At 56.8% G+C, this 26159-nt stretch carries 27 protein-coding genes and 1 tRNA gene; 21 read left to right on the plus strand and 7 right to left on the minus strand.

Going from position 1 to position 26159, the window contains the following annotated elements; genetic code table 11:
* Positions 1 to 13: 13 nt before the first annotated feature.
* From yidD to rpmH, 3 genes are read right to left on the minus strand one after another with little or no spacing between them, the layout of a single operon-like run.
* Entirely contained in the window at positions 14 to 232 is a 219-nt protein-coding gene (gene yidD, locus M0Q23_07035) for a membrane protein insertion efficiency factor YidD (protein MCK9528378.1), read from the minus strand.
* Positions 233 to 243: 11 nt separating this feature from the next.
* On the minus strand, positions 244 to 582 hold the full coding sequence (gene rnpA, locus M0Q23_07040) for a ribonuclease P protein component (GenBank protein MCK9528379.1): 339 nt from the start codon (positions 580 to 582) through the stop codon (positions 244 to 246).
* 60 nt (positions 583 to 642) lie between these two features.
* Positions 643 to 780, minus strand: a complete 138-nt coding sequence (gene rpmH, locus M0Q23_07045) for a 50S ribosomal protein L34 (GenBank protein ID MCK9528380.1) — start codon at positions 778 to 780, stop codon at positions 643 to 645.
* A gap of 322 nt (positions 781 to 1102) precedes the next feature.
* Between rpmH and M0Q23_07050 the strand changes: the two genes are divergently transcribed.
* The 7 genes from M0Q23_07050 to M0Q23_07080 all read left to right on the plus strand — a co-directional run bounded on the left by M0Q23_07050 (position 1103) and on the right by M0Q23_07080 (position 8597).
* The gene (locus M0Q23_07050) at positions 1103 to 2392 is read left to right on the plus strand and encodes an acetyl-CoA C-acetyltransferase (GenBank protein ID MCK9528381.1); all 1290 of its coding nucleotides are present in this window, start codon (positions 1103 to 1105) and stop codon (positions 2390 to 2392) included.
* A 438-nt stretch (positions 2393 to 2830) separates the two neighbouring features.
* Positions 2831 to 3613 (plus strand): enoyl-CoA hydratase-related protein, encoded by a 783-nt coding sequence (locus M0Q23_07055; GenBank protein ID MCK9528382.1) that lies wholly within the window; start codon positions 2831 to 2833, stop codon positions 3611 to 3613.
* Positions 3614 to 4077: 464 nt separating this feature from the next.
* Positions 4078 to 5364 carry an FAD-dependent oxidoreductase gene (locus M0Q23_07060; GenBank protein ID MCK9528383.1) on the plus strand — a complete coding sequence of 429 codons (1287 nt, stop codon included), beginning with the start codon at positions 4078 to 4080 and terminating at the stop codon, positions 5362 to 5364.
* Positions 5361 to 5645: a 4Fe-4S dicluster domain-containing protein gene (locus tag M0Q23_07065; GenBank protein MCK9528384.1), complete on the plus strand. Its 285-nt coding sequence runs from the start codon at positions 5361 to 5363 to the stop codon at positions 5643 to 5645. Before M0Q23_07060 ends, M0Q23_07065 begins: the two co-directional genes overlap by 4 nt.
* Positions 5646 to 5715: 70 nt before the next feature.
* On the plus strand, positions 5716 to 6855 hold the full coding sequence (locus M0Q23_07070) for an acyl-CoA dehydrogenase family protein (protein ID MCK9528385.1): 1140 nt from the start codon (positions 5716 to 5718) through the stop codon (positions 6853 to 6855).
* Positions 6856 to 6872: 17 nt separating this feature from the next.
* A complete protein-coding gene (locus M0Q23_07075) occupies positions 6873 to 7640 on the plus strand; it encodes an electron transfer flavoprotein subunit beta/FixA family protein (protein ID MCK9528386.1) in 768 nt (255 codons plus the stop codon).
* Between the two features lie 9 nt (positions 7641 to 7649).
* Positions 7650 to 8597, plus strand: a complete 948-nt coding sequence (locus M0Q23_07080; GenBank protein MCK9528387.1) for an electron transfer flavoprotein subunit alpha/FixB family protein — start codon at positions 7650 to 7652, stop codon at positions 8595 to 8597.
* 185 nt (positions 8598 to 8782) lie between these two features.
* Here M0Q23_07080 and M0Q23_07085 read toward each other — a convergent pair whose 3' ends face one another.
* Positions 8783 to 9670, minus strand: coding sequence for a DMT family transporter (locus M0Q23_07085; protein MCK9528388.1), 888 nt, complete (start codon positions 9668 to 9670; stop codon positions 8783 to 8785).
* A 174-nt stretch (positions 9671 to 9844) separates the two neighbouring features.
* On the opposite strand from M0Q23_07085, the gene M0Q23_07090 reads away from it, so the two are divergent.
* From M0Q23_07090 to M0Q23_07110, 5 genes are all read left to right on the plus strand, one after another.
* Positions 9845 to 10609 carry a basic amino acid ABC transporter substrate-binding protein gene (locus M0Q23_07090; GenBank protein ID MCK9528389.1) on the plus strand — a complete coding sequence of 255 codons (765 nt, stop codon included), beginning with the start codon at positions 9845 to 9847 and terminating at the stop codon, positions 10607 to 10609.
* Positions 10597 to 11394, plus strand: coding sequence for an amino acid ABC transporter permease (locus M0Q23_07095; protein MCK9528390.1), 798 nt, complete (start codon positions 10597 to 10599; stop codon positions 11392 to 11394). The genes M0Q23_07090 and M0Q23_07095 overlap by 13 nt, the downstream gene beginning before the upstream one ends.
* A 7-nt stretch (positions 11395 to 11401) precedes the next feature.
* Entirely contained in the window at positions 11402 to 12124 is a 723-nt protein-coding gene (locus tag M0Q23_07100; GenBank protein MCK9528391.1) for an amino acid ABC transporter ATP-binding protein, read from the plus strand.
* Between the two features lie 134 nt (positions 12125 to 12258).
* Entirely contained in the window at positions 12259 to 12915 is a 657-nt protein-coding gene (locus M0Q23_07105; protein MCK9528392.1) for an AzlC family ABC transporter permease, read from the plus strand.
* Entirely contained in the window at positions 12912 to 13232 is a 321-nt protein-coding gene (locus M0Q23_07110; protein ID MCK9528393.1) for an AzlD domain-containing protein, read from the plus strand. The genes M0Q23_07105 and M0Q23_07110 overlap by 4 nt, the downstream gene beginning before the upstream one ends.
* Before the next feature lie 504 nt (positions 13233 to 13736).
* Here M0Q23_07110 and M0Q23_07115 read toward each other — a convergent pair.
* From M0Q23_07115 to M0Q23_07125, 3 genes are all read right to left on the minus strand, one after another.
* Positions 13737 to 14375 carry a response regulator transcription factor gene (locus M0Q23_07115; protein ID MCK9528394.1) on the minus strand — a complete coding sequence of 213 codons (639 nt, stop codon included), beginning with the start codon at positions 14373 to 14375 and terminating at the stop codon, positions 13737 to 13739.
* Positions 14372 to 16612: a PAS domain-containing sensor histidine kinase gene (locus tag M0Q23_07120; GenBank protein MCK9528395.1), complete on the minus strand. Its 2241-nt coding sequence runs from the start codon at positions 16610 to 16612 to the stop codon at positions 14372 to 14374. The genes M0Q23_07115 and M0Q23_07120 overlap by 4 nt, the downstream gene beginning before the upstream one ends.
* Positions 16613 to 16907: 295 nt before the next feature.
* The gene (locus tag M0Q23_07125) at positions 16908 to 17198 is read right to left on the minus strand and encodes a hypothetical protein (GenBank protein ID MCK9528396.1); all 291 of its coding nucleotides are present in this window, start codon (positions 17196 to 17198) and stop codon (positions 16908 to 16910) included.
* 300 nt (positions 17199 to 17498) lie between these two features.
* Here M0Q23_07125 and M0Q23_07130 point away from each other — a divergent pair.
* The 9 genes from M0Q23_07130 to M0Q23_07170 all read left to right on the plus strand — a co-directional run bounded on the left by M0Q23_07130 (position 17499) and on the right by M0Q23_07170 (position 25737).
* Positions 17499 to 17573: transfer RNA gene (locus M0Q23_07130), tRNA-Val, on the plus strand.
* Between the two features lie 339 nt (positions 17574 to 17912).
* The gene (locus M0Q23_07135) at positions 17913 to 18653 is read left to right on the plus strand and encodes a hypothetical protein (protein ID MCK9528397.1); all 741 of its coding nucleotides are present in this window, start codon (positions 17913 to 17915) and stop codon (positions 18651 to 18653) included.
* A gap of 76 nt (positions 18654 to 18729) precedes the next feature.
* On the plus strand, positions 18730 to 19992 hold the full coding sequence (locus M0Q23_07140; protein ID MCK9528398.1) for a peptidoglycan-binding protein: 1263 nt from the start codon (positions 18730 to 18732) through the stop codon (positions 19990 to 19992).
* 182 nt (positions 19993 to 20174) lie between these two features.
* On the plus strand, positions 20175 to 20390 hold the full coding sequence (locus M0Q23_07145) for a PspC domain-containing protein (GenBank protein ID MCK9528399.1): 216 nt from the start codon (positions 20175 to 20177) through the stop codon (positions 20388 to 20390).
* Between the two features lie 978 nt (positions 20391 to 21368).
* Positions 21369 to 22031 (plus strand): thioredoxin domain-containing protein, encoded by a 663-nt coding sequence (locus tag M0Q23_07150; GenBank protein MCK9528400.1) that lies wholly within the window; start codon positions 21369 to 21371, stop codon positions 22029 to 22031.
* Positions 22028 to 22486, plus strand: coding sequence for a hypothetical protein (locus M0Q23_07155; protein MCK9528401.1), 459 nt, complete (start codon positions 22028 to 22030; stop codon positions 22484 to 22486). Before M0Q23_07150 ends, M0Q23_07155 begins: the two co-directional genes overlap by 4 nt.
* Positions 22487 to 22701: 215 nt before the next feature.
* Entirely contained in the window at positions 22702 to 23871 is a 1170-nt protein-coding gene (locus M0Q23_07160) for an iron-containing alcohol dehydrogenase (GenBank protein ID MCK9528402.1), read from the plus strand.
* Between the two features lie 16 nt (positions 23872 to 23887).
* On the plus strand, positions 23888 to 24469 hold the full coding sequence (locus M0Q23_07165; GenBank protein ID MCK9528403.1) for a molybdenum cofactor guanylyltransferase: 582 nt from the start codon (positions 23888 to 23890) through the stop codon (positions 24467 to 24469).
* Positions 24470 to 24591: 122 nt separating this feature from the next.
* Complete coding sequence (locus M0Q23_07170; GenBank protein MCK9528404.1) at positions 24592 to 25737, plus strand: glycoside hydrolase family 3 protein; 1146 nt, start codon at positions 24592 to 24594, stop codon at positions 25735 to 25737.
* Positions 25738 to 26159 lie beyond the last annotated feature (422 nt).

The following is a 26159-nucleotide window of genomic DNA, read 5'->3' on the forward strand; positions in this document are numbered from 1 at the left end:
CAGGTTGCGTGGCCTATTCCACGGGATCATAACCGCCGCGACTGAAAGGGTGGCAGCGAAGCAGGCGCAAGCATGCCATCCATGTCCCTTTCAGGGGGCCGTAACGCTCCAGGGCCGTTATCGAATACTCGGAACAGGAAGGATAGTAACGACATGACGGCGGGAAAATCGGTGACAGTACGATCTGGTACAAACGGATCAAAAGCACCAGAAATCTTTTAAGAAGTTGCATAATGCACGGGATTATCGTTGCTTAAAAATTCGTCCGAGTTCCGATGCCACTTCCCGATACCCGGTCAACGACAGATCCTTTCTCGCTATAACCACTACGTCAGTGGATTCAGGGAACCTGTCCCTGTTCAAACGAAAAAACTCTCGAACCAGGCGCTTGATTCTGTTACGCCGTACCGCGTTTCCCACCTTTTTGCCGACTGTTATCCCGAACCGCGCCGTTCCCTTGTCATTCCGACTCAACAACACGATGAAGCTCTTCGAGTGAATACGCTTCCCCTTTTTATAGACCGCCTGGAAATCGCTTCGCGTACGTATTTTCTCGTTTCTTCGAATTGAGAATGTTCCCATGGCGCCTGCCGGCCGCCATCACCGGTCGTGAAGCGCGAGACGGCGGCCACTCGATGGAGGCTATACGGAGAGCCGCTTCCGTCCTTTTGCCCGACGCCTGTTCAATATCTGCCGTCCCCATCGTGTGGCCATCCTGGCCCTGAACCCGTGGGTCCGTTTCCTTTTCACGTTTGAAGCGTTCGTTAAATTCTTTTTCATCGTAAAATCTCCACCATGGTTGAATGAGTGAATGAGGGGGTATCCGACCACAGAACACTTTCTTTGTCAACAGAATTTTGGCGGGAGTTTCGCTGTCCTGTCGGCATATTGCCTATTATATCCTTGACAGCGACCATGCAAGATTATATAGGCAGAATGTTTTTATTGAAGAGTCTATGCCGTCAGAGTGGCGGCCTGTCATGCCGGTGCGGATTCCATTCCCGGCTTCTTGCGGCGCCGGAAATCCCGTTCTAGCTGCAGCATCAGGTACGACATGCTACGATGAGGTCCAATCCTGAGAATGTGAAAGGAGAATTTTCAAATGAGAGAAGCGGTACTAGTAAGTGGAGCCCGGACGGCCGTCGGCGATTTCGGCGGTTCCCTGAAAGGCGTGTCGGTCGTGGAACTGGGCAGGCTGGTTATCAAGGAAGCCATCATCAGGGCGGGCTTGAGGCCGGCTCTCAATGACGACGTCAAAGCCGCCCGCCCCACCATTTTCGGCGAATTCGACATGACGGACCTGCAGAAGAAACACTACGATTACGACAGCGGTCTGACGCCGGTGTATTTCGACGAAGTCCTCATGGGGAACGTTCTCAACTCCGGGGTGGGCCAGAACCCCGCCCGCCAGTCGGCGATTTACGCCGGGCTGCCGGAAGAATCCAACGCCTCGACGATTCAGAAGGTCTGTGCCTCTGGCATGAAAGCCATCGCCCTGGCCGCCCAGGCCATCTGCGCCGGCGATGCGGACGTTATCGTTGCCGGCGGTATGGAAAACATGAGCAATGTCCCCTTCAGTGTGAACGATGCCCGCTGGGGATACCGCATGAACATGCCCTACGGCAAGATCACGGACCTGATGGTGCATGACGGGCTCTGGGAAATCTTCAACGCCTACCACATGGGCAACACGGCGGAAAATATCGCCGCCAGGTACGGTATTACCCGCGAAGAGCAGGACCAGCTGGCCTTCGAGAGTCATCGGAGAGCTCGGGCCGCCAATGAAAGCGGCGCCGTGGCCGATGAAATCGTCCCCGTGGTCATTCCCCAGCGAAGGGGAGACCCCAAGGTCTTTGCCGTTGACGAGCGTCCCATGGACACGTCCCTGGAAAAAATGGCCAAGCTTGCGACGGTTTTCAGAAAAGACGGTACCGTTACCGCCGGTAACGCTTCGGGAATCAACGATGCCGCCGCCGCTGTGGTTGTCATGAGCGCCGAAAAAGCCAAGGAACTGGGCGTGCAACCACTGGTGAAGATCAAGGGCTATGCTTCGGGCGGCATTGATCCGGCCTACATGGGCCTCGGACCCATTCCGGCTACCCGCAAACTTTTCAAAAAGCTGGGACTCACCATGAAAGACATGGGACTTATTGAGCTCAACGAAGCCTTCGCCTGCCAGGCTCTGGCCTGCATCAGGGAACTCGAAATCGATCCGGACATCTGCAATCTGAACGGGAGCGGAATTTCCATCGGCCACCCCATCGGCTGCACCGGTGCCAGGATCACCTACACCCTGGCGAACCAGATGAAGAAACGTGGTGTGAACCTGGGTCTCGCTTCTCTCTGTATCGGCGGCGGACAGGGAATGTCCATCGTTCTGGAAGCCGTCTGAGACGAAGAAATCCGGGGGATAAAGATACCGGAACTATCGATATGAAAAACGGGGGGATGCCCGAGGGTTGGGCTTCCCCCGTTCTTTTTCGCCTACACTGGAGATAATAAGAACATCTTTCTCATAATCCGTAACCGACAGGAAATTTCAACTGACTCGCCGCCGTTTTCCCTCCGGGCGGCCGCGCCGTGTTCCCTTGAGGAATCGTCACAATCGAACCCGGGGGTACAGGTACGGGTGTTCTTGATTCCCGACTAAGGGATTGGAGGGTCCGACGAAGTGAAATAAGCATATTGTAAGTACGGGAAGTTTTGATTATATTTGTATGACTCGCAATGTAACGGGAGGGACACTATTGACATCCTGCAGGTGCAAACCGATTGTGCAGGCAAGCATTTGAACAGCCTATCGTGTTCAAAGAACGGAGGAACAGAGACAATGGAATTTAAAAATCTCATTTTTACCATTGAAGGCGGGGTTGCCACCATTACCTTCAACCGCCCGAAAGCTCTGAACGCAATGAATTCCGAAAGCTTGAGGGAACTTTTTGAAGCGGTGTGCATCTGTGAGAATGACGCTGCCGTCAAGGCCGTTGTTCTGACCGGTTCCGGAGACAAGGCGTTCGTAGCCGGTGCCGACATTTCCGAAATGGCTCCCCTGAAACCCCAGGAAGCGATGCGATTCATGGAGCTGGGACACAAAACCCTTCGGACACTGGAACTCATGCCCAAACCGTCAATCGCCGCCGTCAACGGATACGCCCTGGGTGGCGGTACGGAAATATCCATGGCCTGCGATATGCGCTTCGCCTCGGAAACGGCGCGCTTCGGCCAGCCTGAAATCCTGATCGGTATCATCCCCGGATGGGGCGGCACACAGCGGATGTCACGACTGATCGGCACGGGCCTCGCGAAGGAATTCATCATGGGCGGCGACCAGATCGACGCACGCCGGGCCTTTGAAATCGGCTTGGTCAACAGGGTTTATCCTCCCGATAAGCTCATGGAGGAGACGATGAAGTTCGCCGGGAAGTTGACAACGCTTCCGGCCTTTACCCTGAAGATGGCGAAACAGGCCATCAACTTCGGCTATGACCTGGCGCTGGATAACGCCAACCGCCTCGAGATTGAATGCTGCTCCCAGTGCTTCAGCACGGAGGACCAGAAGGAAGGAATGAAGGCATTCGTGGAGAAGCGCAAACCTGTCTACAAGGGTTGCTGATGGGGCGGCCCCCTTGAGACCGGCCTGCAAGAAGACACAGCCGGCTCTGTTCATCCGCACAATGAAGCCGGCTGTGTCGTTTTAAATTCAGTGGGCCGGATTTGTGATCGCCTGGCGATTCCGCGGGGAAAGAAAATCATGACCCCATGCCGCGATTAAAGCGTTGATCACCGACCTGTTTTGAACAGTAATGCATGATGGTCCCGTAAAAAGTCCGAATTTCCCGAAAAAAGCTTTGCAACTCATTGGAAATATTGGGCTCGATTTTCAAAATTCGTCATTTTTCGACTTTTTACGGAGTCGTCGGTAATGGGTCGTGTGCCCCGGAAAGTCCCCGGGGCGCGTGAAGGACGACAGGGGCAGAAAACGAGGTGAGTTGCAAGGTTTACAATTGAACTTGCGGACAGAAAGCGGTATGGTGGAAACGTTTGATCCCGGCATCTCCGGGAGGAGATTCATCCGGTATGGAACAGTTTGACGTTATTATCGCAGGAGCAGGCCTCGCGGGGCTCGCCGCAGCTTCCACGCTGGCCTCGGAAGGACTCGAAGTCCTGATCCTCGAGCGTGGGGATTATCCCGGGGCAAAGAACGTTACCGGCGGCCGGATCTATGTCAACCCCCTTCGCGGTCTCTTTCCGGACCTCTTCGACAGCGCGCCCCTGGAGCGGCCTGTCGTTTCTGAAAGTTCCGTCCTGATGGCCCGGGAGAGATCCGTCACCCTATCCTATTCCGGCGATGAACTGCGGGCCGAACCATATCAGAGTCACAGCATCCTGCGGGCGAAATTCGACCGCTGGCTGGCGGAGCGGGCCGAGGCAAAGGGTGCCATGCTGATGACGAAGGCGCGCGTGGACGACCTGATTCAGGAGCGGGGAGCCGTAGTGGGGGTGCGCGTTGGAGAGGAAGAACTGCGGGCACCCGTGGTCATCGCCTGCGACGGCGTTCTCTCGCTGATCGCTGAAAAGGCGGGGCTCAGAAAACCAGCGTCTCACCATCATTATGCCCTGGGGATCAAGGAAGTAATCGGCCTCGATCCGGGAGTCATCAACGACCGATTCAACCTTGAAGGCAACGAGGGAGCGGCACGCCTCTTCGTCGGCGAGGCCACGGGAGGCCTCTTCGGCGGGGGCTTTCTCTACACGAACAGAGAAAGCCTCAGTCTGGGCATAGTCGTGGGCATGAAGTCCTTTCTTGAATCCGGGTCTTCTCCCGACGCTCCGGAACTCTTCGAGCTGTTCAGGAATCGTCCTGAAATCAGGCCCCTCATTCAGGGAGGCACACCACTGGAGTACGCGGCTCACGTCATATCAGAAGGGGGATACCGGGCCCTGGGGCCGTTCCATGGACCGGGCATCCTCCTGGCGGGAGACGCCGCCGGCCTGACCCTCAACATGGGCGTCACGGTCCGCGGCATGGAGTATGCCCTCGCCTCAGGCTCCTGCGCGGCCCGGGCTGTCCTGCGGGCCCGGGAGACGGGCGACTTCGGCAGCGACGGCCTGTCGGTCTACACGGCATTGCTGGAGGACAGTTTTGTGCTGAAAGATTTCAAGGCCTTCCAGGAAACGTCGACCGTACTGAACAACCCCCGCTTTTTCCGGCATTACCCGGAGCTGGTCGGGGCCATCCTGGCGGATATCTACCGTGTGCCGGCGGGCCCCAAGGAGCGCCTCTTTCCGACGGTCCGGAAGAGACTCACAACCCGGGAGCTTCTACACCAGGCGAAAGACCTGTGGGAGGTAAGAAAAATATGATTGACCCCGCCTCACTCAAGGCAAAACTCGGACTTGACGTCTTCAAACCAGGCGGGCGCCCCCATATCCGCATCAAGACCGGGAGGGAGCAAGACCCGCGTCTGGCGATGGCCGTCAGGATGTGCCCGGCCGGTCTTTACACCATGGCGGAAGATGGTGTTGTCACGCTCACCATCGACGGATGCCTCGAGTGTGGTACGTGCCGGTATGTCTGCGGGAACGATGTGCTGGAATGGACATATCCCGAGGGGGGAACAGGCGTACAATTCCGATTCGGATAGAAATAGAATGTGAACGGCTCCGTGAACATTGACGGCTTTTTCGAGAACATGAGTATTGGAGGAATAAAACATGAATTTCAACATAACTGAAGAACAGGAACTGATCCGGAACAACATGCGCGAATTCGCGGCAAAGCATGTGGAACCACTGGCCGCCGAAATAGACGAGAACAGCCGTCACCCGGCCGAGCTCTTTCAGAAGCTCGCCGAAGGGGACTGGATGGGGATACCCATCCCTGAAGAATATGGCGGTGCCGGGGCGGACTACCTGACCCACATCATCGCCGTGGAGGAACTGTCCCGATCCTGCGCTTCCACGGGATTTACCCTTTCCATTCACGTGGGAATCGCATCCATGCTGGTACTGCTCTTCGGCACCGAGGAACAGAAGAAACAGTATCTTGCTCCCATGGCCCGGGGAGAGAATCTCGGGGCCTTTGTGCTTACCGAACCCGGTGCCGGGACAGACATAATGGCCGCCACCACCACCGCTCAGGCCGATGGAGAGCACTACATCCTCAACGGCACGAAGATCTTTATTTCTAACGGTCCCACGGCGGGGACCTACCTCGTCTTCGGCTGGACGGACAAGTCCGCGGGCCGCAGGGGCATGAGCGCCTTCATCATTCCCCGGGACACGCCGGGCATGACGCCGGGCAGACATTTTCAGAAGATGGGCTTACGTTCCTCCCAGACCTCGGAGGTGGTGTTCAAGGACTGCCGCGTGCCCCGGGAAAACCTGCTCGGTGCCGAGGGCGCCGGAATGACCATGGCCATGACCGGTTTCGACCACGGCCGGATCGGCATAGCCGCCCAGTGCGTCGGCATCATCCAGGCCGCCCTGGATGAATCCTTACGCTATTCCAAGGAACGCGTCCAGTTCGGCTCCCCCATCTCCCGGCAGCAGGCGATTTCCTTCATGATGGCCGACATGGCTACAGAACTTTCGGCGGCCCGGTTCCTGACCCGTCACGCCGCCTGGCTCAAGGATCAAGGGCTGCCCTTCAGCAAGGAAGCCGCCATGGCGAAACTCTATTCCTCGGAAGCGGCCATGCGCCAGACCGTCAAGGCTGTGCAAATACAGGGCGGTTACGGATACTGCAAGGGAGCGAAGGTTGAGCGGCTCATGCGCGACGCAAAAATTACCGAAATCTACGAGGGAACCTCGGAGGCGCAGCGCATGGTAATTTCTGCCAATATCCTGCGATAGTCCGGAGGAACCAACCAATGTCAACCATCATCGCGTGTTTCAAATGGGTTGTCGATGAGGCCTATATCCGGCGGAATTCTTCGGGGTCGCTTGATTTCTCGTCTGTGGACTTCAAAATCAGCGAGTATGATCGTAACGCCATCGAAGAGGCGGTCCGGCTCAGGGACGATCATGGGGGAACGGTAATCGCCATGACCGTGGGAACTCCGGAAGCCGCAAAGGGTGTCAAGGATGCCCTTTCCCGGGGGGCCGACCAGGCGTGTTTCATCGCGGACGAGGCCTTTTCCGATCTGGAACCGTCCCTCACGGCGGCCTTCATGGCCGAGGTTATCCGCGGGCGCTTTGCCGATTACAGCCTCATACTCTGCGGCGAGGGTTCCGGTGATCTCTATGCCCAGCAGGTTGGCCCGGCCCTGGCGGAATACCTCGAAATCCCCTGTGTTTCTTATGTTCAGAAAGTGAGTCTCCGTGGGGAGGTCCTGGTCGCGGAACGACGGGTGGAAGAAGGAATCGAGGTCGTCGAGGCCCGTCTGCCCGCCCTCGTCACGGTGTGCCCCGATGTGAATGTTCCGCGCATTCCCGGTGTCAGGGATACCCTGGGGGCTTCAAAAAAGCCGGTCATGACACTTGGAAGGGCCGATCTGGTTTTTTCGGGCGGGCCCTTCCTGCGGACCGTCAGTCTCACGGCGGCGCCCATGGACCGGAGCTGTGAGCGGTTCCCGGCCGATTCGACGGGAATCAGGAGTTTTGTCGACGCCCTGCAGAAAAAGGGGGTCATACCATAGGAGACGATAATGGCTGGAATATGGGTCTATGGTGATAATCACGAGCAGTGCCTGGAGCTTTTGAACATAGGCCGGAGTCTGGCGGAGCGGACGGGGACACCCCTGTCAGTTCTGGCCGGCGATGGCGGTGAGGCTTCCGATTATATCGCCCGCGGCGCCGATGAGGTCTTGCTGCTGCCGGTCCTGGGAGATGGCCGGTCTCATGACGCATACATACCGGTGATGGCGGAAGAGGCCCGACGGGTCGGGCCGGATGTCTTTCTCCTGGCGGCCACGTCGCGGGGGAAGGAGATGGCCTCGCGTTTAGCCGTCCGCCTCGGGACCGGTCTGTGCAGCGGCTGTGTCTCCCTGGACTTTACTGAAAGTCCGGAGATGATCGAGATGCAGCGTCATGCCTTCGGCGGAGCGGCCCTTCAGCGGGTTACCTGCGCCGGACGGCCCGTCATGGCGACCATACCACTCCGGACCTATGATCCTGCCGCCGCCCGGACCGGCCGGGAGGGGACCGTCCGCGAACTCCCGGTACCCCGTCCGTCCGCTGTCAGGATCATTGAACGCAGGGTCAGGGAACGGGAAACCAGGGATATCACCGAGGCACAGATCGTCGTCGCCGTGGGGAGGGGATTTGAAAAGCCCGAGGATCTCTCGCTGGCGCGGGATATCGCGGCGGTCCTCGGCGGAGAAATCGGCTGCACCCGTCCCATATCGGACGAACAGCACTGGCTTCCGGAAGAACTCTGCATCGGGCTCTCCGGAGTGGAAATACGGCCCGACCTGTATCTCGGACTGGGCATTTCAGGCCAGGTTCAGCATGTAACGGGCATCAGGAACGCCCGGGTCATCGCCGCCGTCAACAAAGACGAACAGGCCCCTATTTTCGACGTGGCCGATTGCGGCATCGTCGGAGACCTCTACGACGTGGTCCCTGCACTGATCAAGGAACTATCGGAGAAATAGGGAAGACAACCGGGGATTCGTACCTTCCCGGCGGAGCCTGCCCTATCCCTCACGGGAACAGCCTGCGGTTGAGCCTGTGCGCCGGCTCTGCGCGGTTGGTTCCCGGCGGCGCTGCAAGCACGATTTCTTATGAAAACCAGGGGATCGGAGGGGGGAAATGTGTACACCGGTTCCCGGACGTTTTGTCATACCTTCGGGACATCCTCGGGTGTACGAGCCGGGAAGGCTATTTCCGACAGGATCATTCCAGAGAAGATGAGGACGGCCCCGAGGTACCCCCAGGAACCGAGTCTTTCTCCGAGGGCGTAGGCCGCGTAAAGGGCTCCGAAGACAGGCTCCATACAGAATATGAGCGCCGTGTGGGTGGGCGTCGTGAAGCGTTGCATCGACGTCTGGACGAGAAAGGCGAAGACCGTGGCAAAAAGGACACAGATAATCAGGGCCCAGAGGATCTGTGGGTGCCGGGTGAGTACGGCGCCGCCGTCGCCGGCCATGACGGCACCGGCGGTACTCAGAATCGCCACTGTGCCGAGCTGGATTGCCGTGAGCCAGTAGACATCGCTCTTGCGGGCATACCGGGCCGTGAGAATGAGATGAACGGCCACGAAAAAGGCACAGGCTATTGCCAGGAGATCCCCTTTGTTGAAAGACCAGCTTCCGTCGGTGCAGAGGAAAAAGAGTCCCGCCGCGGCGAGAAGAACCCCCACAATCATGTTGGCGCCCAGATGATGCTTCAGGATAAAAGCGCTTATGATTGACACAATCACAATGTTGAGCCCCGTGAGAAAGGCCGTGTTGGAAGCCGTCGTCCAGACCAGGGCAGCCGTCTGAAAGGCGTAGGCACCGAAAAGAAGTACCCCCAATGCGATGCCGCGCCTGATGACATCCTGCGAGAGAGGGCGGCGCAGGACAGCGCAGATAAGGGTCATGACGATGAAAGCGAGTATGAACCGCTGGGAGAGAAAAAGAAACACCCCCACCGTTTCGATGGCTTCCTTGACGATGACAAAGGTGATACCCCAGAAGAACGTCACCACGAGAAGCAGAACGTCGGCTCCGTATTTTATCGGCATGATTCCTTGCACACTCTGATAGTCATTGGCGGACGGCAGAAAGGCGACAGGACACTCTATATCTTCTTTTGCCGTAAAAACCAACGGATTTATTTGTCTTGACAACAGTTTCCCCCGATAGTAAAAATTCCTTCCGTCACAAGGATTCCACCATCTTTTTCACAGGAGGAGACAATGAAACTATTTCGATTTACAACCCTGATTGCAGCCCTCGCCTTTGTATGCGCGGCTCCCCAAGGCGTTCTTGTCGCCGGTGCCGCCGACGAGCCCCGCGCCATAACCGTCGCTACCGACGCCACCTGGCCGCCCATGGAAATGGTGGACGAAAACAAGGATATCATAGGATTCGATATTGATTTCTTCAAGGCCGTGGCCGCCGAGGTCGGTCTGGAACCACAGTTTCAGAATACCGCCTGGGACGGCATCTTCGCCGGCATAGCGGCGGGTAAATACGACGCCATCATTTCTTCGGTGACCATCACCGAGGAGCGCCGGAAGACGATGGACTTTTCGACACCCTACATCAACGCGGGCCAGATCCTTATCGTGCCCAAGACAATGGAGAATGTGACGGTTCTTGCTGATTTGGAGGGCAAGAAAGTGGGGGCCCAGATCGGTACCACGGGCGCCTTTGAAGTGAAGAAAACCCCCGGCGCCGAGCTGAGGTCCTATGACGAAATCGGGCTTGCCTTTGAAGACATGGCTGCCGGCCGCATAGACGCCGTCGTCTGCGACACCCCCGTCGCCGCGGACTATGCCCTCCAGAGAGAAGAGTACAAGGAGCGTTTCATGATCGTGGGGGAACCCTTCACGGACGAATATTACGGAATCGTTGTGAGGAAGGGCAACACACAGCTTCTCGATCGTATCAACAGGGGAATAGCGGCCGTCCAGGAAAAGGGAATCGACGAGCAGCTTAAAGAGAAGTGGCTGAGATAAAAGGTAAATCTCCAAGAACGGTTATTGCCGTTACAGACGGGGTCGCCATTCCAAGCAGGAGGGACCCCGGGCTGTTTACCGCCTGGAGAGTCTCTTTCGCGGGGGCTCTCCTCGCTGTGATATTGCTGGTCACCTTCAAGCCGGACCCCTATCTTCAGATCCTCAAGTTCCTTCCCGACGGTATTCTGATCACTTTCGAGGTGACGATCCTGTCAATCCTGCTCGCCCTGGTGATAGGCCTGTTTACCGGGTTGGGCCGTATCTCCCGGAACCGGTTCATCAACGGCCTGGCCTCGGTCTATGTCGAGGTCATACGGGGCATTCCCCTGCTGGTCCAGCTCTTTTACATCTATTTCGCCCTGGGCCGCATCGTAAACGTTCCGCCCATAACGAGCGCCGTGATCGCCATGGCCGTCTGTTACGGCGCTTACATGGGCGAGATATTCCGGGCCGGCATCGAATCAATTCACAAGGGGCAGACCGAGGCCGCGCGCTCTCTGGGGATGACCTCGGTCCAGACCATGCGCCACGTGATCCTCCCCCAGGCGTTCAAGACGATACTGCCCCCCGTGGGAAATGAATTCGTGGCCCTTCTGAAAGACTCCTCCCTGGTATCAATTCTCGCCGTTTCGGATCTCCTCAGGCGGGGAAGAGAATATGCGGCCCAGTCCTTCGCCTATTTTGAAACCTACACCATGGTTGCCCTGGTCTACCTCATCATCACCCTGTTCCTGTCGAAGCTCATCAGTATCATGGAGGATCGCATCAATGCGGGCGGTAAATAATAACGTGATGATCCGAGTCAGGGACGTGGTCAAATGCTACGGTGAGCTGACGGCACTCAATAATGTTTCTCTCAATGTATACGACGGCGAGAAAATGGTCATTATCGGACCAAGCGGGTCCGGGAAGAGTACCCTGCTGCGGGTACTCAACAGGCTCGAGACCATCGATGCCGGGGAAATAACCGTCGATGGCGCGAAAGTCAATGATCCCGCAACGGACATCAACAGCGTCCGGAAGGAAATCGGCATGGTTTTTCAATCCTTCAACCTCTTTCCCCACAAGACGGTCCTGGAAAACGTCAACCTGGCCCAGATGGTGGTGAGGAAGCGTTCGCGGAAAGAGGCCGCGGAGATTTCACGGGAACTTCTGAAAAAGGTGTTCATCTCCGAGAAGGAAGACCAGTATCCGACGCAACTATCCGGCGGTCAGCAGCAGAGGGTGGCCATCGCCCGGGCGCTTGCCATGAAGCCGAAAGTCATGCTCTTCGATGAGCCCACGTCGGCGCTGGATCCGGAAACCATCGGCGAGGTCCTGGAAGTCATGAAAAACCTTGCCCGAGATGGAATGACCATGATTGTGGTGACCCATGAAATGGGATTCGCCCGCGAGGTGGCCGACCGGATTATATTTATGGATCGCGGGTCCATCATCGAACAGGGAACACCGGAACACTTTTTCAAGAACCCCATCGAAGAACGAACAAGACTGTTCCTGAAACAGATCCTCTGACCCCAAGGAGGGACGTACTTAACTTATTAACTTTGTCAACATTTTGCTTGACTTTTCTCTTACCAACAGTGACAAAGTTAATAAGTTAAGTACGTCCCTCTTACGTTATGAAAAGCAGTGATTTCCGGGAAGGCATGAAACGGGCTTTCCCACTCGTTATCGGCGTAATTCCCTTCGGCCTGGCCTATGGTATTTCGGCAAGCAGCGCCGGATTGCGCCTCCACGAGACGGTTTTCATGTCCATGGCCGTCTTCGCCGGCGCGTCACAGTTCGTGGCGGTGGAGATGATGCGCCAGCAATCCCTGGTTGTCTTCATCCTGGCCATGACGTTCATAATAAACCTGCGCCATATTCTTATGGCCCTCTCCCTGAAAAGCTATGTCAGGCAGAATGAACGCCTGAAGGCATCGCTTCTTTCCTTCGGTCTCGTCGATGAAAGCTACGCAGTTTCCAGCCTGTATTTCAGGGAAAAGAAAGAGGGCAGATGGTCCTTTCTTTTTTCTGCGAGCCTTCTTATGTATATAGGATGGGCTTTCAGTTCGTCTGCGGGGTTCCTCCTGGGCGACCGCATCGCGGACCCCCTTGCCTGGGGTCTTGATTTTGCCATGCCCGCGACCTTTATCGGAATCCTGATACCCCAGATACAGTCGTTGCATATCTGTATCGTCGTTTTTGTCGCCGGGGCATCGGCGGTCCTGTTCAAAGTATTGCTGGGAGGAAGTTATTACATAATAATCGCAGCTGTAGCAGGAGCCATGACGGGATACCTGCTCGAAAGGAGGATACCGTGAGCGCAATCTTCGTAACCATCGTATTCATGGCTCTGATTACCTACTTTACGCGAAGCATCGTCTTTATTGCAGATTTCAGAATTCCCGACGAATTCGAAAAGTTCCTTCGCTATATCCCCTTCGCTATTCTGAGTACCCTCATATTCCCCAGCCTCCTGGTCCGGGACGGTACCCTGCTGGTCACCACAGACAACCACCATCTGATGGTAGGTATCGTCGCAATCGGTATAGCCGCCGTTTTCAGGAAGCCCGTCGTCACCGTTTTCTGCGGTATGGCCCTCATGCTCGCCCTGAAGGGGACGCTCTTAATGTATTGACCATCAATAAAGACATGGGCAGAATGATGCGGGAAGAGTGACGGCTTTGTCAGAAGTTCAGCTCGTGCCACTTTTGACGTCCTCGTATTTATTTACGAAACGCCACTTTTGTCCTGTCCGCGAAGGGAATAAGACCTTTCAAACTATCGATTGTGTCATTTCGATATCAAGGAAAGATTTCTCGTCGCTTCGCTCCTCGAAATGACGGATCTTAAGGCGCTCCTCGAAATGACAAGGAGAGCTTTAATACCAGCCATTTTTGTCATTTCGACCGAAGGGAGAAATCTTGCACTAACGGCCATCATCAGGATTTCTCGTCGCTTCGCTCCTCGAAATGACGGACCTTAAGGCGCTCCTCGAAATGGCACAATAAAGGTCTCGGAATCCTTCCCACGGCGCTCGTGCCCTGTGGCAGTTGACCTTTCGGAACAAAACCTGCACCTTTTGCGTGGAGTACTCGGTCGTGCCGCACCCGGGAACAACAGGGCGCGGCAGGGTGCTGTGCTAGCCTACGAGTTTGTTCTGCACGGCGTAGACGGTGATTTCGGCGTTGTTCTTCAATTTCATTTTTTCAAGGATGTTCCGGCGGTAAGTACTGATCGTCTTGACGCTCAGGCACAGTTCATCGCCTATGGCCGAGACGGTTTTACCCGAGGCGATCATGAGCATTACCTGGTACTCGCGGTCTGAGAGAAGTTCGTGGGGCGGCCGGGTTATGTCGGAGCCGAGGAAGTCGGTGAGGCGCTCTCCCAAGGTGGTGCTGATATACTTGCCGCCCTGGGCGACCTTCCGAATGGCTGCAATCAGCTCGTTGGGGGCGCTTGCCTTTGTCAGGTAGCCCGAAGCCCCCGCTCGCAGCGCCCGGATGGCGTATTGCTCTTCGGGATACATGCTGAGGATCAGCACCGGCAGTTTCGGCTTTTCCTCTTTCAGATCCTTAAGGACCTCCAGCCCGCTTCTGCCCGGCATCGAGATATCAAGAAGAATCACGTCATGCTCCTTTTTCCGTATCAAGGCCATGACTTCCTGACCATTTCCCGCTTCGTCGGTGACTTCCATGTCGGCGGTTTCCGAAAGGACCTGCTTGAAGCCGGCCCGCACGATGGGGTGGTCATCGGCAATGAGTATGCGGATTTTTTTCATTGGGTTTCTCCTCTGCTCTCGTAGGGTATGCGGACATCTACGGTAGTTCCCTTTCCCTGTTCACCGGTGATGCTGACCTCACCTCCCCAGTAGGACACCCGCTCCCGGATTCCCAGGAGTCCGAAGGAGCCGGCCTTCGCCATGTGTTCCTCGGTGATTCCCTTCCCGTTGTCCTTGACGATTAACCGGATTCTGCTTCCGGAGAGTTTCAGAGAAACGGTGACCCGGTGCGCCTCGGCATGACGGGCGATATTCGTCAGAGTCTCCTGGAAAATGCGAAAAATGGCTGTGGAGAGGTCGGGATCGAGCTGCATGTCCTCCGGTTTCACCGTAACGCGGCAGGGAATCCCCGTTCTTTTTGAGAATTCGTTGGCCTGCCATTCGATAGCCACGGGCAGACCCAGATGATCGAGCATTCCCGGTCTGAGATCCATATAGATGCGTTTGAGCGTCGTCATGGTCATGTCCACGAGGCCTGCCATGGCATCCACACGTTCCCGGATCTCCGGGTGCTCTTCGGGAATTCTTCGGTTAAGCAGGACAATGTCCGTGTTGAGAGCCGTGAGCAACTGCCCCAGTTCATCGTGGAGTTCCCGGGCTATGCGGGTCTGTTCCTTCTCACGGACGGATTGAAGATGGGCCGAGAGGTTCCGCAGCTGCTGGCGCGAGTGCTCCAATTCGTCCTTGGCCCGTTTGCGCTCCGTGATGTCTTCGTAGGTTATGACGATGTTCCTCTCCTTGAGGCTTTCGCCGATGCGCGAAACGGTAATGAGGCAGTCAATACCGGTTCCGTCCTTGTGACGGCAGGGGAACTCTGTGCTGTAGGTGCGGGAATGTTCCAGGGTAGAGTACAGCTCCCGGGCGATGGCGTCCCAGTCATGATCGCTCCTGTACAGGATACGGGTTGTCGCTCCTATGAGCTCTTCAGCCCTCCAGCCGAAGACCCTCTCAACGCCGTTGTTCGCGAAGATGATGCGGCGATTTATCAGCCCGATCACTGCATGGGGTATGGCATCGAGAATCGACGCTTCCAGGGCTTCCAGTTCGGTGAGCTTTTCACGGGCCTCTATCTGTTCCGTAATGTCCATGGAATTTCCCAGGACGGCCCGGCGGCCCCGATAGCTTATAAAGGTCACCGTTTCCATGATCCAGCGAATCCGGCCGTCCTTCGTGATGATCCTGAACTCATGGGGAGAGTTCCGTTTCCCATGGAGCAGTCGATGGCCGTTTTCCTTTACCATGAGCCGATCATCGGGATGAACGAGCCCCATGGAGTTCATTCCCGTCAGTTCCTTCTGGCCGTACCCGGCGTAGCCCGCCGCATTCTCGTTGACAAACTGGAAAACTCCGTCCTGGACGATATAGACTCCCGCCTGGGAGCTGTCGGCCATGGTCCGGTAGGCTTCTTCGGCACGTTTGCGGTCTGTAATGTCCTCGAAGGTTATGACGATATTCTTGTCCTTGAGGGTTTCGCCGATGCGGGATGCCGTAATGAGGCAGTCGATATGGCTTCCGTCCTTGCGGCGGGCGGGGAATTCCGTACTGTGGGTGCGGCTGTCCTTCAGAGTGGAGTAAAGCTCTTCGGCGATAGCTTCCCAGTCGCTGTCGCTTTCGTAGAGAACCCGCGTGGTTGCTCCTATGAGTTCATTCGCGTGCCAGCCGAACACCCGTTCAACGCCGTCATTGGCAAAGATAATCCGTCGGTTTTTCAATCCGATAACGGCATGGGGTATGGCATCGAGGATAGAGGCTTCCAGTACCTCCAGCTGGGCCAGCTTGTCCAGGGCTTCCATGTGCTCGGTAATGTCCATGGAGTTTCCCAGGACGGCCCGTTGCCCCCTGTAATGGATAGGCGCGATGACTTCCGTCACCCATCGTATATCTCCACTTTTTGTAATAGTTCTGAATTCATAAGAGGAGGTCCGTTTGCCCTTGAGCGTCTCGATTGCCGCCCTGCGGACCCGATCCCGGTCTTCCGGATGGACGAGACTCATGGACTGCATTCCTATGAGTTCTTCCCGGGGGTAACCCCAGTAATCCGCCGCGTGCTGGTTGACAAAGCGGAAGGTTCCTTCCTGAACGACGTAGATACCCGCCCGGGATGTGTGTTCGAGCGTTTTGTAGAGGCCCTCCGCGAGAATCGGGTTCTCGCTCGACGGAGTCAGTTCTTCAATTTTTTTGCGAAGCCGTCCGATCGTTTTGATCATCTGTTCCCTGGTCATGGTTTCTTCGCGCACGGCTATCCTCCCGGATTTTGAAGCAACAAGCTGAATGCTGAAAATTTATAGCAGGTTTGACACAAGGGTGCAAGTGAAAGGGGGGACGTACTTAACTTATTAACTTACTCAAGATCTGTCTGCCTGGTTCTTGGCGGCAGACACGAAGAAGTTAATAAGTTAAGTACGTCCCCCCTTGACCGAAGGAGGGGAATTCAGATGTGCGTTGAGGACTCACGCACACCATTGGGCGGATTTCCTGGCAGAGGTCCGGACACGCCCATAAACCGCAATCGCAAGAATCATCCGCCGGTGATCAGGCCTTCCACAGGGCATCATGGAGAAGCTCGACGTTGAAAAAGGCCGGCTTCGGACGCCAGGTTTTCATACCATATGTTTTTCCGGCAGGCCTTTCTCTCAATTCCGTTTCGCCGCCCCATACTTCATCATGGAGAAGCTCGACGTTGAAAAAGGCCGGTTTTCCGAGGGGTGCTTCCCTCACGTAACCCGTTCGATCAAACATCCATTCCCGGATGCGTTCAACCCTTTCTGCGGCGAAGATTCCCTTCGGGACTGTCACCGCGATGTTTCCTTGTACGCGTTCCATGGTTCGTCTCCTCCTGTCGGCTTGTTGGTTGTTCTGTGTCTCCCGATTCCTCGACTTCCCGGGGACTTTTTCGATTACAGGATACAAACGGAACAGTGCCGGCGCAATCGGGGCTGGTCTGAAAATCCTATCGGAAGATGGGCTTCATCAGGAGCAGGACAAGCAACCTCTCCGGTATCGGTGTTTGTCCTATCCCGTCACTGTGCCACAACCGCAGTCGCCCGTAGTCGATCGAGCCTGTTTTTTGGCTTGCATTCAGGGCAGCCTTGGGCTACATTCGTTTCCTGCAGTGTACGGCATGGGCGGTTAACTCAGCGGGAGAGTGCTACCTTCACACGGTAGAAGTCACTGGTTCAATCCCAGTACCGCCTACCATGATCAACAGAAGGGGGTCCGACGCCGACCGGACCCCCCTTTTTTATGCATCTTGCACCCATAATCTGAAAAGTGTATACTCCTCGAGGCTTGAGGCACGGCGTGCGCATCCTGAGGAATGAGGCGTACTTTACGTACTTTAAGGTACGCCGCAGTGACGGAGAAAAGAGCGCAATCAAGAGTATCCGGCCATGGGACCGGAAGCATGCCTCCGGTCCCATTGTACGAAGTCGTCGGATGTGATGGTTTTCAATAAGGGGCTCGATTGGTAGTGATCCGCCCCACTGTCCGTGAACGATGATTCAGGGCCGTGAAACACGGCACCTGCGGGAGGAGGAAATGAAAAATCCATTTATTTCGACCTTGGTTGTTTTTTTTATGGTGTTTTCCCTGGTCTTGTCGATTCCTGCTGTCTCAATCGGCGGTTGTGGTGGCGGCGGTGGCTCAGGTCGGCAGCAGGGAGATTCGAGTGATGACCCGGGGCTTCCCGGGAGCGTTTCCGTAAAGTCGGGCTTCGGGTTCATAGATCCGTCCCCCCTGGGAGAGCTGGGCATCGCCAACGGAACAGTAGACATCAACAATATTCCTGAATTCAAGCCGCTTACTCCGAGGGAGAAGAAGGAGATGGAGCAGCGGATCAACCAGGCTGATGCCGCTTTCTGGTCCTCCCTGGGTCAAGCGGCGGAGATCAGCGAAGGCGTATCGAAAGTTGCCGCGGGCGCGGGTAAGGTTGCCGGCTGGGGTCTCGCCTTCACGCCCGTCGGATTGCCGGTGAAAATCGCCATTGTTACGGCGCGGGGTGCCGCGGACGGTTACGCCGCTTCGCTAGAAAAGGGTAGCGGAGATGAGGCGTCACGGGCTGCCCTTTCCGGTGCTGCTGCGGGGGTAGCTGAGGGGCTTACATCTTCGGTCAACCCGGTGGTCGGTATCGTCGCTGGAGAAGTAGTGGGGAGCCTTTCAACCAGTGACGTTTCCAACAGGGCTCCCGAACCGAACATCGGCGACATGGCAATGCAGGATGCCAAGATAACCCACGATCCCGTAACCGGAAGAGCGCTTACGGCCCCTGTCTATAGATAAGCGAAGAACGCGTCACACTATGGGACGGGCCGCAGGCGCCGCCCCCGGTGTGTGTCTTGATTTGAGGAGAGCGACAATGATCAGAAAGATTACTGCTGCAGGTGTCATAGTACTCATGGTGTGGGCGATGGCGGGATGCGCGGTTCAGCAACAGCTCCAGCAGAGCCGTTCCATTTCAGAGGTCCCCCCTTTTGAAATCAATCCGCCCAAAGTGGATGCCATAGCGGCTGACGACGTCCCCGGAGATGTCCGCATGGTGACGGCGGCCATCGTTCAAACATTGAGGAAAAACCGGCAAGGCATACCGCGGGTCAGCTTCGATCCCGCGGGCAAGCACTATACACCGGAGACCAGGTTTACTTACTCCGGGTTCTCCGTTACCGACATAAGCATCAAAGACCACTGGGCGCGGGATACGGGACGCAAGAGCTTTGACTGTCGGGTGGATGGCTCCATACTCTTTTCAGACGCCCTCGGCAGAAGGGCGCTGGTGAGCTACAGTGCTGAGTACGAGCTTTTCAGGGACAGGATACTGATAAAGAATTCTACTGTGCAACCGGTGCCCCCGATATTTCCGAATACGAGGGCCTTTATTATCGAAGGAACCGAACTGCAGGCCATTGTCGACAAGCGACCGGGGTTTGAAGAATTTTTCACCGGGGTTGTGTCGAAATCCTACAGCATGATCCCCACAGTGGAGGAACGCCGGGAACGGAAGATGCTGGAAAGTATGAGCCTTTACGAACGGTTCAAGAGAGGGACCGGTATCGAGCGGCAGCCTAATTTCATGGTTATTTTTGTCATGGACCGCCTGACACCCGACGCCGAGATTGACGTTGTGGTCTCGAGAAATCCCAACGACAAGGTTTCCATGGCAAAACCGGTCTACCGCGACTTCGACGGTTGGCGGGTCGCCCTCTTCGGCGGGAACTTCGCCGTTGATTATGATGAGTTTTACGCGCAGGTCATCTACAGGCCGGCCCTGGGAGTTCTCCCTGAAGGAGCCGATCGCGTACTGACAGGCCTCTTTTCATCGATGAAAAACTACGATGCCGTCGATGTGTCTGCCCGGATCGAAAAACGCTCCGGACCCGTTGTTTCTGCCGAGGGACCGATCGGGCTGGGACAGTACATCCTGGACCCTTCACGGCGCGATGACGCTTCTCTCATACAATTCCGTCTCGCGGAGCTGGGCTTTTACAGAATGACCGTCGACGGGTTATGGGGTCCCGGCTCGCAAAAGGCACTGGCGGCCTTTCAGAGAGCCGTCGGCCTCGCTCCTGACGGAGCCTGGGACATGCAGACCCAGTTGAAACTGTTTTCCGGGACGGGGAAGTAATGACGGCCCCCTAGAAAGGGGAAAACATCTGGTTGAGAGGTGGTATGCCGCAGTGACGAAGGCCAGAGCGCAATGAGGCATTCGGCTATAGTACCGGAGGCATGCCTCCGGTAACTTTTTACGAGGCCGCCAGTAATTGGTATCCGGGTTTCCTTCCATCGTGCCGGCGGGGAGTCGCACCCATGTTCGAGTGGCTGCAGGGACTTACTAAATCAGACGATGACCGAATCATCGGAGGGGTGTGCGGCGGGCTCGCTGAACACAGCCCGCTACCCTCCTGGGTCTGGCGCATCATTGCCTGTCTCGTCAGCCTCGCCTGGGGCTTCGGTGTGATTATCTATATCCTTCTGTGGATATTCATGCCGTCGCCGTCACAGAAACCCGCCCGGGACGAGTGAAGCGGACCAGGAAGCTCTGTATCCGACACGCCGGTCCCTGTCGCAACGTACTCCTTTCGTGAAACCTCGGCATGGCAAGGGTCTCCGGTACTTTTTCCGCACGTCCCCCATCGCAATGTGTTCTTTTCGTGAAACCTCGGTATCGCTCCCTCAGAGCGCCCCGAAACACCATCTGCTCTATCATTTCAATCACCCTCCCCGTCCGTCACTTCGACCATTCCTACCCGTCATTTCGGTCGTTCCCGTTCGTCATTCCGACCATTCCTACCCGTCATTTCGACCGGAGGGAACCGGAGGGAGAAATCTTTCACAAAGACGAAAAAAGAAAGATTTCTCGTCGCTTCGCTCCTCGAAATGACGGACCTTAGGCGCTCCTCGAAATGACGGAATGTGAGCGCTCATCCAAATAACGGAATGTAACAAGCCCACCATACCAGCGGATTCCCGTCATTCCGAACCGCCGAAGGCGTGTGAGGAATCTGTATCACGGACACCCGTCGAAATGACGGTATATATGAAACTCCTCGAAATGGCGGAATGTGAGCGCTCATCCAAATAACGGAATGTAACAAGCCCACCATACCAGCGGATTCCCGTCATTCCGAACCGCCGAAGGCGTGTGAGGAATCTGTGTCACGGACACCCTTCGAAATGACGGCACATATGAAACTCCTCGAAACGGGACCATATACAGGCCTCCTGAAACGACGGAATATATAAACGTTTCTCGAAACGACGGAACCAGACGTTCCTCGGAGGGTGCCTTAAAAGCATCTCGAAATGCCATTCGACGCGCAGTCGCAGGTCCTCCGGGGTATTCACGGTGAAAAAGCGTTCATTCCCCGGCCTGCCGGGACCTTGCGAACCACGAAAGAGAAGTGATATATACCTCGTTGCAGGCGGTTCTTTGTGTCAGGCGGAACCGCCCCCCACAACAGGCCGCGGGAGGCCGGGAATATTCCTGTGAGAACAGGCCCCATGGAACGTTCAAGAAAGAACGAGCGAGAGATGCCCCGGGAAAAAGTATCAACGGGAAGGAACATTCTGTGCCTTACGGCAGGCATTATTCTCTTCTGCCTGATTGTTCTTGCTCCCGCCGCAGCGGATGACGAAAATTCGGTTTTCACCGCTTATGGCGACGGTTCCGTCGAGGTCCACTTCTATTCGAACTATTTCTGCCCGCCCTGCCGTGCCCTGGAACCACGAGCGGAACCTCTTCTCCTTGACCTGGTGGAAAGAAATGCGATCCGTCTTTTCATAGTCGACATTCCCACGGACCAGAAATCACTGTTGTATGCCCACTTTTTCCTGTACGCCCTGAAGGCGGAGAATACGCTCGAGCGAGCCCTGGCGATCAGGGCCTTCCTCTTTGAAGCGGCGACGCGGCAGGACATGAGGACCGACGATGCCCTGGCCGCCTTTTTTGAGGAACATGCCGTCGACTACGAGGCCTTTGACGCCCGGAGTCTCTACCCCAGCCTCAACACGTTCATAATGGAAGACAATGTCCGCGCGACGCCCACCATGGTTGTCATCAGGCAGGGGGAGTCTGAAACCGTTACGGGCCCGAGGGCGATACTGGACGCCCTCGAGGCCCTCGGAGATGCCGCACTTTCCGGGGAGGAACAGTCGGCAGAATGAACCGAATCACTATCAAGAAGCTGCTCGACATTGCTCTTCCCATCTTCGGAATAATCCTGGAGCTGTACTACCGGAATTTCTGCGGCACCGCCTGCTCCTATCTGCGGGGAACCATATTCGGGGCGGATCTCGTTCTGGTGGGCATTCTCCTCATGGGAGCGCTTCTGGTTCTCAATCTTCCCTTCCCGGCCCGCCGGCGTTCCTTCGTCGACCAGTCGAGGGCCATGATGCTTTCCGGCTCCCTGGGCGGCGAGGTTCTGCTTGTCCGGTTTCAGATAGTCAACGACGTCTATTGTTCCTACTGTCTCGTCTTCGGACTGGTGGTGCTGGTTTTGTTCATACTGAACTTCAGGGCCATGAACCGCTTCCTTGCCGCCGCCTCTTTCGTCGCCGGGCTTCTTCTGTTTCACTTCTTCTTCGAGGGATCCGTACTGCCGCTCTTTCCCGGTTTTTGACGACGAAGAGCCCCGGAGCCGCTGTTGACAGCCCCGGATTCCTTGTGTATAGCCAGTGAAAAACATGTTACCGGTGCCGTGCGACCGCGGATTCTTCGGATCAAAACCCGCCGCGTCAAGCGCTCGGCCGCGTGGTCCGGGGCAACGATACAACGTGACACGCCACCGGTAACGCACCATGATACACCTGAGCGTGAGCGAAAGGCGGAGGCACCATGAAAAATTTTATATTTGAAAATCCCACAAAAATCATTTTCGGCGAAGGGCAGATCGCCCGTATCGGCGGAGAGACGAGGCGTTTCGGGCGCCGCGTGCTGTTTGTTTACGGGAAGGGAAGCATAAAAGAAAACGGCGTCTATGACCAGGTCACGGCATCCCTCAGCGAGGCCGGGCTCGAGGTGGTTGAGTGGCCGGGCGTCCGTCCCAACCCCGTCCTGTCTCACGTCCGTGAAGGAATCGAACTGGCCCGCCGTGAAAACGTCGAGGCAGTTCTCGCCGCGGGCGGCGGAAGCGTCATCGACGAGGCAAAGACCATCGCCGCGGGAGTTCCGGCCGAACAGGACGTATGGGATTATTTCACCTGCAAGGCGGTTATCACGGCGGCCCTCCCCGTTCTGACGGTACTCACCTTGTCGGCGAGCGCCTCGGAGATGAACCCCACAGCCGTCATCACCCGTGAAGAAGGGGCACAGAAATTCAGCATCCGGTCGCCCCACATCCAGCCGAAAACATCCATCCTGGACCCTACGGTTCTCTACAGCCTGAGCAGCAACCAGAGTGCCTACGGTGCCGTGGACGCCATCACGCACATGCTCGAGGGATATTTCAACGGCCAGGCCGCGGCTCCGATTCTCCAGGAAGGGCTGGTAGAGACGCTCACCAGGGTGATCATGGGAAGCATGGAGACGATTCTTGCAAATCCCCGGGACTACGATGCCAGGGCGGCCATCATGTGGGCGACCACGCTGGCCTTCAACGGTCTCGTTTCGGCGGGAATTGGTCGCTTCAGTCTCCCCGCTCATATGATCGAGCATTCTTTAAGCGCTCTCTATGACGTAGCACATGGTGCGGGTCTTTCCATCGTTCTTCCCGGCTGGATGCGCTACGCGGCGGCCGATGGGGCGACGGAAGCGCGAATAGCCCGGTTCGCGCGGCGCATCTTCGCCGTCGATACCGGCGATGACAGCGAGGCCGCCAGGGCGGGCACGGAAGCGCTGAAAGCGTGGTTCAGGTCCATCGGGAGCCCTGTGTCGCTCAACGAGGTGGGAATACCCGAAGCGGATATCAACAGAATCGCCCTCAACGCGGCCCTGACCGCTGATGTCTGGGGCATGCGGGACTACACCCTTCCAGTCATTGAAGCGATTCTCGAGCAGTGCCGTTGAGGGAAGACGCGGGGCCATGACGGGTATTATTCTTGCCGGCGGAGAAAGCAGCAGGATGGGGGAAAACAAGGCCTTCATCGAGTTCGGGGGAGAGCGTCTTCTCGACCGGACCATCACCCTCTTCAGGGATCTTTTCGACGAACTTATCCTGGTCACCAACGATCCCCGGGCCTATCTCGATCTGGATCTGACCATCGTAACGGATATCATTCCCGGAAAAGGGGCCCTGGGCGGCATATACTCGGGGCTGTTCTTCACCCGGTCCGAGCGGGCCTTCGTAGCACCCTGCGACATGCCCTTTCTGAACAGGTCCTTTATTGCCTGGATGCTGTCCCAGGCCGATGACTGCGACGTGCTGGTCCCCGCGCCGGCCGACGGGCCCCAGCCGCTTCACGCCGTCTATTCCCGGCGCTGTCTGTCTGCAATGAAGAAGCTCATCGATGACGACCGGCTGCAGATCAAGCTTCTTTTCAAACGGTGTCGCACCGTGGAAATTCCTCCCCGGGTGCTGAAGTCCTTTGATCCCGAGGGGCTCATGTTCCGGAATATCAACTCCCCGGAGGACCTGGACGAAGCCCGGCGTACCTGGTCTGAATGACGGAAGACCTTCAGAATTGCGACCGTCCCCTTTCGAGTACGGTTGGTTGTCATGTCGGCCTCTGGAGAAATCCCGCACGGTGACGATGGTAAAGAAAACATGTCTCCTTGTGATGGGTCATCATGGTTGAGAAGATCAAACATTTGAGCCGCCGGGGCGGTTATATGAAATTCCTCGTCCGGGTTCTCCTGGTGTTCCTGCTCGCCGTCGGTGTTTCCCTGGAGTCCCGGGCCGAAGAGCCGGACCTCAAGAGGAAAATCGGCCAGATGATCATGGTCGGGTTCCGGGGAGTATCCATCGACGAGGAAAGCCGGATTACCCACGATATTGAAGCGGGACGCCTGGGCGGTGTCATTCTTTTCGATTACGACGTTCCCCGGGGAATCTTTGAGAGAAACATTCATTCTCCTGAACAGTTGAAGCGCCTGACAGGACAACTTCAGAGCCGGGCGGCGGTCCCCCTCTTTGTGGCCGTTGACCAGGAGGGCGGCCGGGTTTCGCGGCTGAAAGAACGCCGGGGATTTCCTCCGTCACCGTCCCAGCGCTTCCTGGGCCGCCTTGACGATCCCGTCGTGACAACAGATGCGGCGGTCATGACGGCCCGAACCCTGGTGGACGCGGGCGTAAACCTCAACATCGCCCCCGTGGTGGATCTCGACGTCAATCCCGACAACCCCGTCATCGGCGCGCCGGAGCGGAGTTTTTCCTCCGATCCGGCGGTGGTGGCCCGGAACGCGGCGATCGTGATCGGTGTATTCCGGGAGGCGGGGATTCTCTCGGCGGTCAAGCATTTCCCCGGTCATGGAAGTTCAGAGGCTGACACCCACGGAGGGTTCGTGGATGTGACGGATCTCTGGTCCGAGCGGGAGCTTCTTCCCTTTCGGGACCTCATCGAGGGGGGCCTGGTGGACATGGTCATGACGGCCCACACGTTCAACGGTCGCGTTGACCCTCTGTTTCCCGCCACCCTGTCGGAACGGACCATAGGCGGCATCCTGCGGGAACAGCTCGGCTACGACGGAGTCGTCATCTCCGACGACCTCCAGATGGCGGCTATCCGGGACACCTACTCCTTCGAAGAGACCCTTGAAAAGGCTCTTAAGGCGGGAATCGACATTCTTCTCTTTGCCAACAATTCCGTCTATGACGAGGAGGTGGCCCTCGAGGCCGGGGCGGTCATCGCCCGCCTGGTCGAACGCGGCGTGGTCAGCCCCGAACGAATAGACGAGTCCTGGCGGAGGATCATGAAACTCAAAGAGCGGTTGTAACCCGTTGGACGCTTCCGGCACGTGACAAGTGCAAGATTTCTCAGTCGCTTCGCTCCTTCGAAATGACAAACCCCTGTCATTCCGGGACCGTCCGACCGCCACACTTCCCCTCATTCCGAACCGTTGCTCCCCCCGTCATTCCGAACCGCCGAAGGCGCGTGAGGAATCTGTATCACCAAGGCCTCTGGGATGACGCACTCTTTTCATTACGAACTTTAGCACCCCTGCTTCCTCCCCTCATTCCGAACCGCCTGACCGCCCCTCCCCGCCATTCCGGGACCGTCCGCCTCCCCTTCCTGTCATTCCGAACCGCTGCTCCCCCCGTCATTCCGAACCGCCGAAGGCGTGTGAGGAATCTGTATCACACCACAGAAGGAGGGTTTTGTCATGACGACCACAGGCTACGTCTACATACTGACCAA

The organism is Syntrophales bacterium, from assembly GCA_023228425.1.
Taxonomy (GTDB): domain Bacteria; phylum Desulfobacterota; class Syntrophia; order Syntrophales; family UBA2210; genus MLS-D.

Excerpts from the sequence above, each read along its gene's own strand:
- yidD (MCK9528378.1), bottom strand. The coding sequence starts at position 232 with ATGCAACTTCTTAAAAGATTTCTGGTGCTTTTGATCCGTTTGTACCAG.
- rnpA (MCK9528379.1), bottom strand. The coding sequence starts at position 582 with ATGGGAACATTCTCAATTCGAAGAAACGAGAAAATACGTACGCGAAGC.
- rpmH (MCK9528380.1), bottom strand. The coding sequence starts at position 780 with ATGAAAAAGAATTTAACGAACGCTTCAAACGTGAAAAGGAAACGGACC.
- M0Q23_07050 (MCK9528381.1), top strand. The coding sequence starts at position 1,103 with ATGAGAGAAGCGGTACTAGTAAGTGGAGCCCGGACGGCCGTCGGCGAT.
- M0Q23_07055 (MCK9528382.1), top strand. The coding sequence starts at position 2,831 with ATGGAATTTAAAAATCTCATTTTTACCATTGAAGGCGGGGTTGCCACC.
- M0Q23_07060 (MCK9528383.1), top strand. The coding sequence starts at position 4,078 with ATGGAACAGTTTGACGTTATTATCGCAGGAGCAGGCCTCGCGGGGCTC.
- M0Q23_07065 (MCK9528384.1), top strand. The coding sequence starts at position 5,361 with ATGATTGACCCCGCCTCACTCAAGGCAAAACTCGGACTTGACGTCTTC.
- M0Q23_07070 (MCK9528385.1), top strand. The coding sequence starts at position 5,716 with ATGAATTTCAACATAACTGAAGAACAGGAACTGATCCGGAACAACATG.
- M0Q23_07075 (MCK9528386.1), top strand. The coding sequence starts at position 6,873 with ATGTCAACCATCATCGCGTGTTTCAAATGGGTTGTCGATGAGGCCTAT.
- M0Q23_07080 (MCK9528387.1), top strand. The coding sequence starts at position 7,650 with ATGGCTGGAATATGGGTCTATGGTGATAATCACGAGCAGTGCCTGGAG.
- M0Q23_07085 (MCK9528388.1), bottom strand. The coding sequence starts at position 9,670 with ATGCCGATAAAATACGGAGCCGACGTTCTGCTTCTCGTGGTGACGTTC.
- M0Q23_07090 (MCK9528389.1), top strand. The coding sequence starts at position 9,845 with ATGAAACTATTTCGATTTACAACCCTGATTGCAGCCCTCGCCTTTGTA.
- M0Q23_07100 (MCK9528391.1), top strand. The coding sequence starts at position 11,402 with ATGATCCGAGTCAGGGACGTGGTCAAATGCTACGGTGAGCTGACGGCA.
- M0Q23_07105 (MCK9528392.1), top strand. The coding sequence starts at position 12,259 with ATGAAACGGGCTTTCCCACTCGTTATCGGCGTAATTCCCTTCGGCCTG.
- M0Q23_07115 (MCK9528394.1), bottom strand. The coding sequence starts at position 14,375 with ATGAAAAAAATCCGCATACTCATTGCCGATGACCACCCCATCGTGCGG.
- M0Q23_07125 (MCK9528396.1), bottom strand. The coding sequence starts at position 17,198 with ATGGAACGCGTACAAGGAAACATCGCGGTGACAGTCCCGAAGGGAATC.
- M0Q23_07135 (MCK9528397.1), top strand. The coding sequence starts at position 17,913 with ATGAAAAATCCATTTATTTCGACCTTGGTTGTTTTTTTTATGGTGTTT.
- M0Q23_07140 (MCK9528398.1), top strand. The coding sequence starts at position 18,730 with ATGATCAGAAAGATTACTGCTGCAGGTGTCATAGTACTCATGGTGTGG.
- M0Q23_07145 (MCK9528399.1), top strand. The coding sequence starts at position 20,175 with ATGTTCGAGTGGCTGCAGGGACTTACTAAATCAGACGATGACCGAATC.
- M0Q23_07150 (MCK9528400.1), top strand. The coding sequence starts at position 21,369 with ATGGAACGTTCAAGAAAGAACGAGCGAGAGATGCCCCGGGAAAAAGTA.
- M0Q23_07155 (MCK9528401.1), top strand. The coding sequence starts at position 22,028 with ATGAACCGAATCACTATCAAGAAGCTGCTCGACATTGCTCTTCCCATC.
- M0Q23_07160 (MCK9528402.1), top strand. The coding sequence starts at position 22,702 with ATGAAAAATTTTATATTTGAAAATCCCACAAAAATCATTTTCGGCGAA.
- M0Q23_07165 (MCK9528403.1), top strand. The coding sequence starts at position 23,888 with ATGACGGGTATTATTCTTGCCGGCGGAGAAAGCAGCAGGATGGGGGAA.
- M0Q23_07170 (MCK9528404.1), top strand. The coding sequence starts at position 24,592 with ATGGTTGAGAAGATCAAACATTTGAGCCGCCGGGGCGGTTATATGAAA.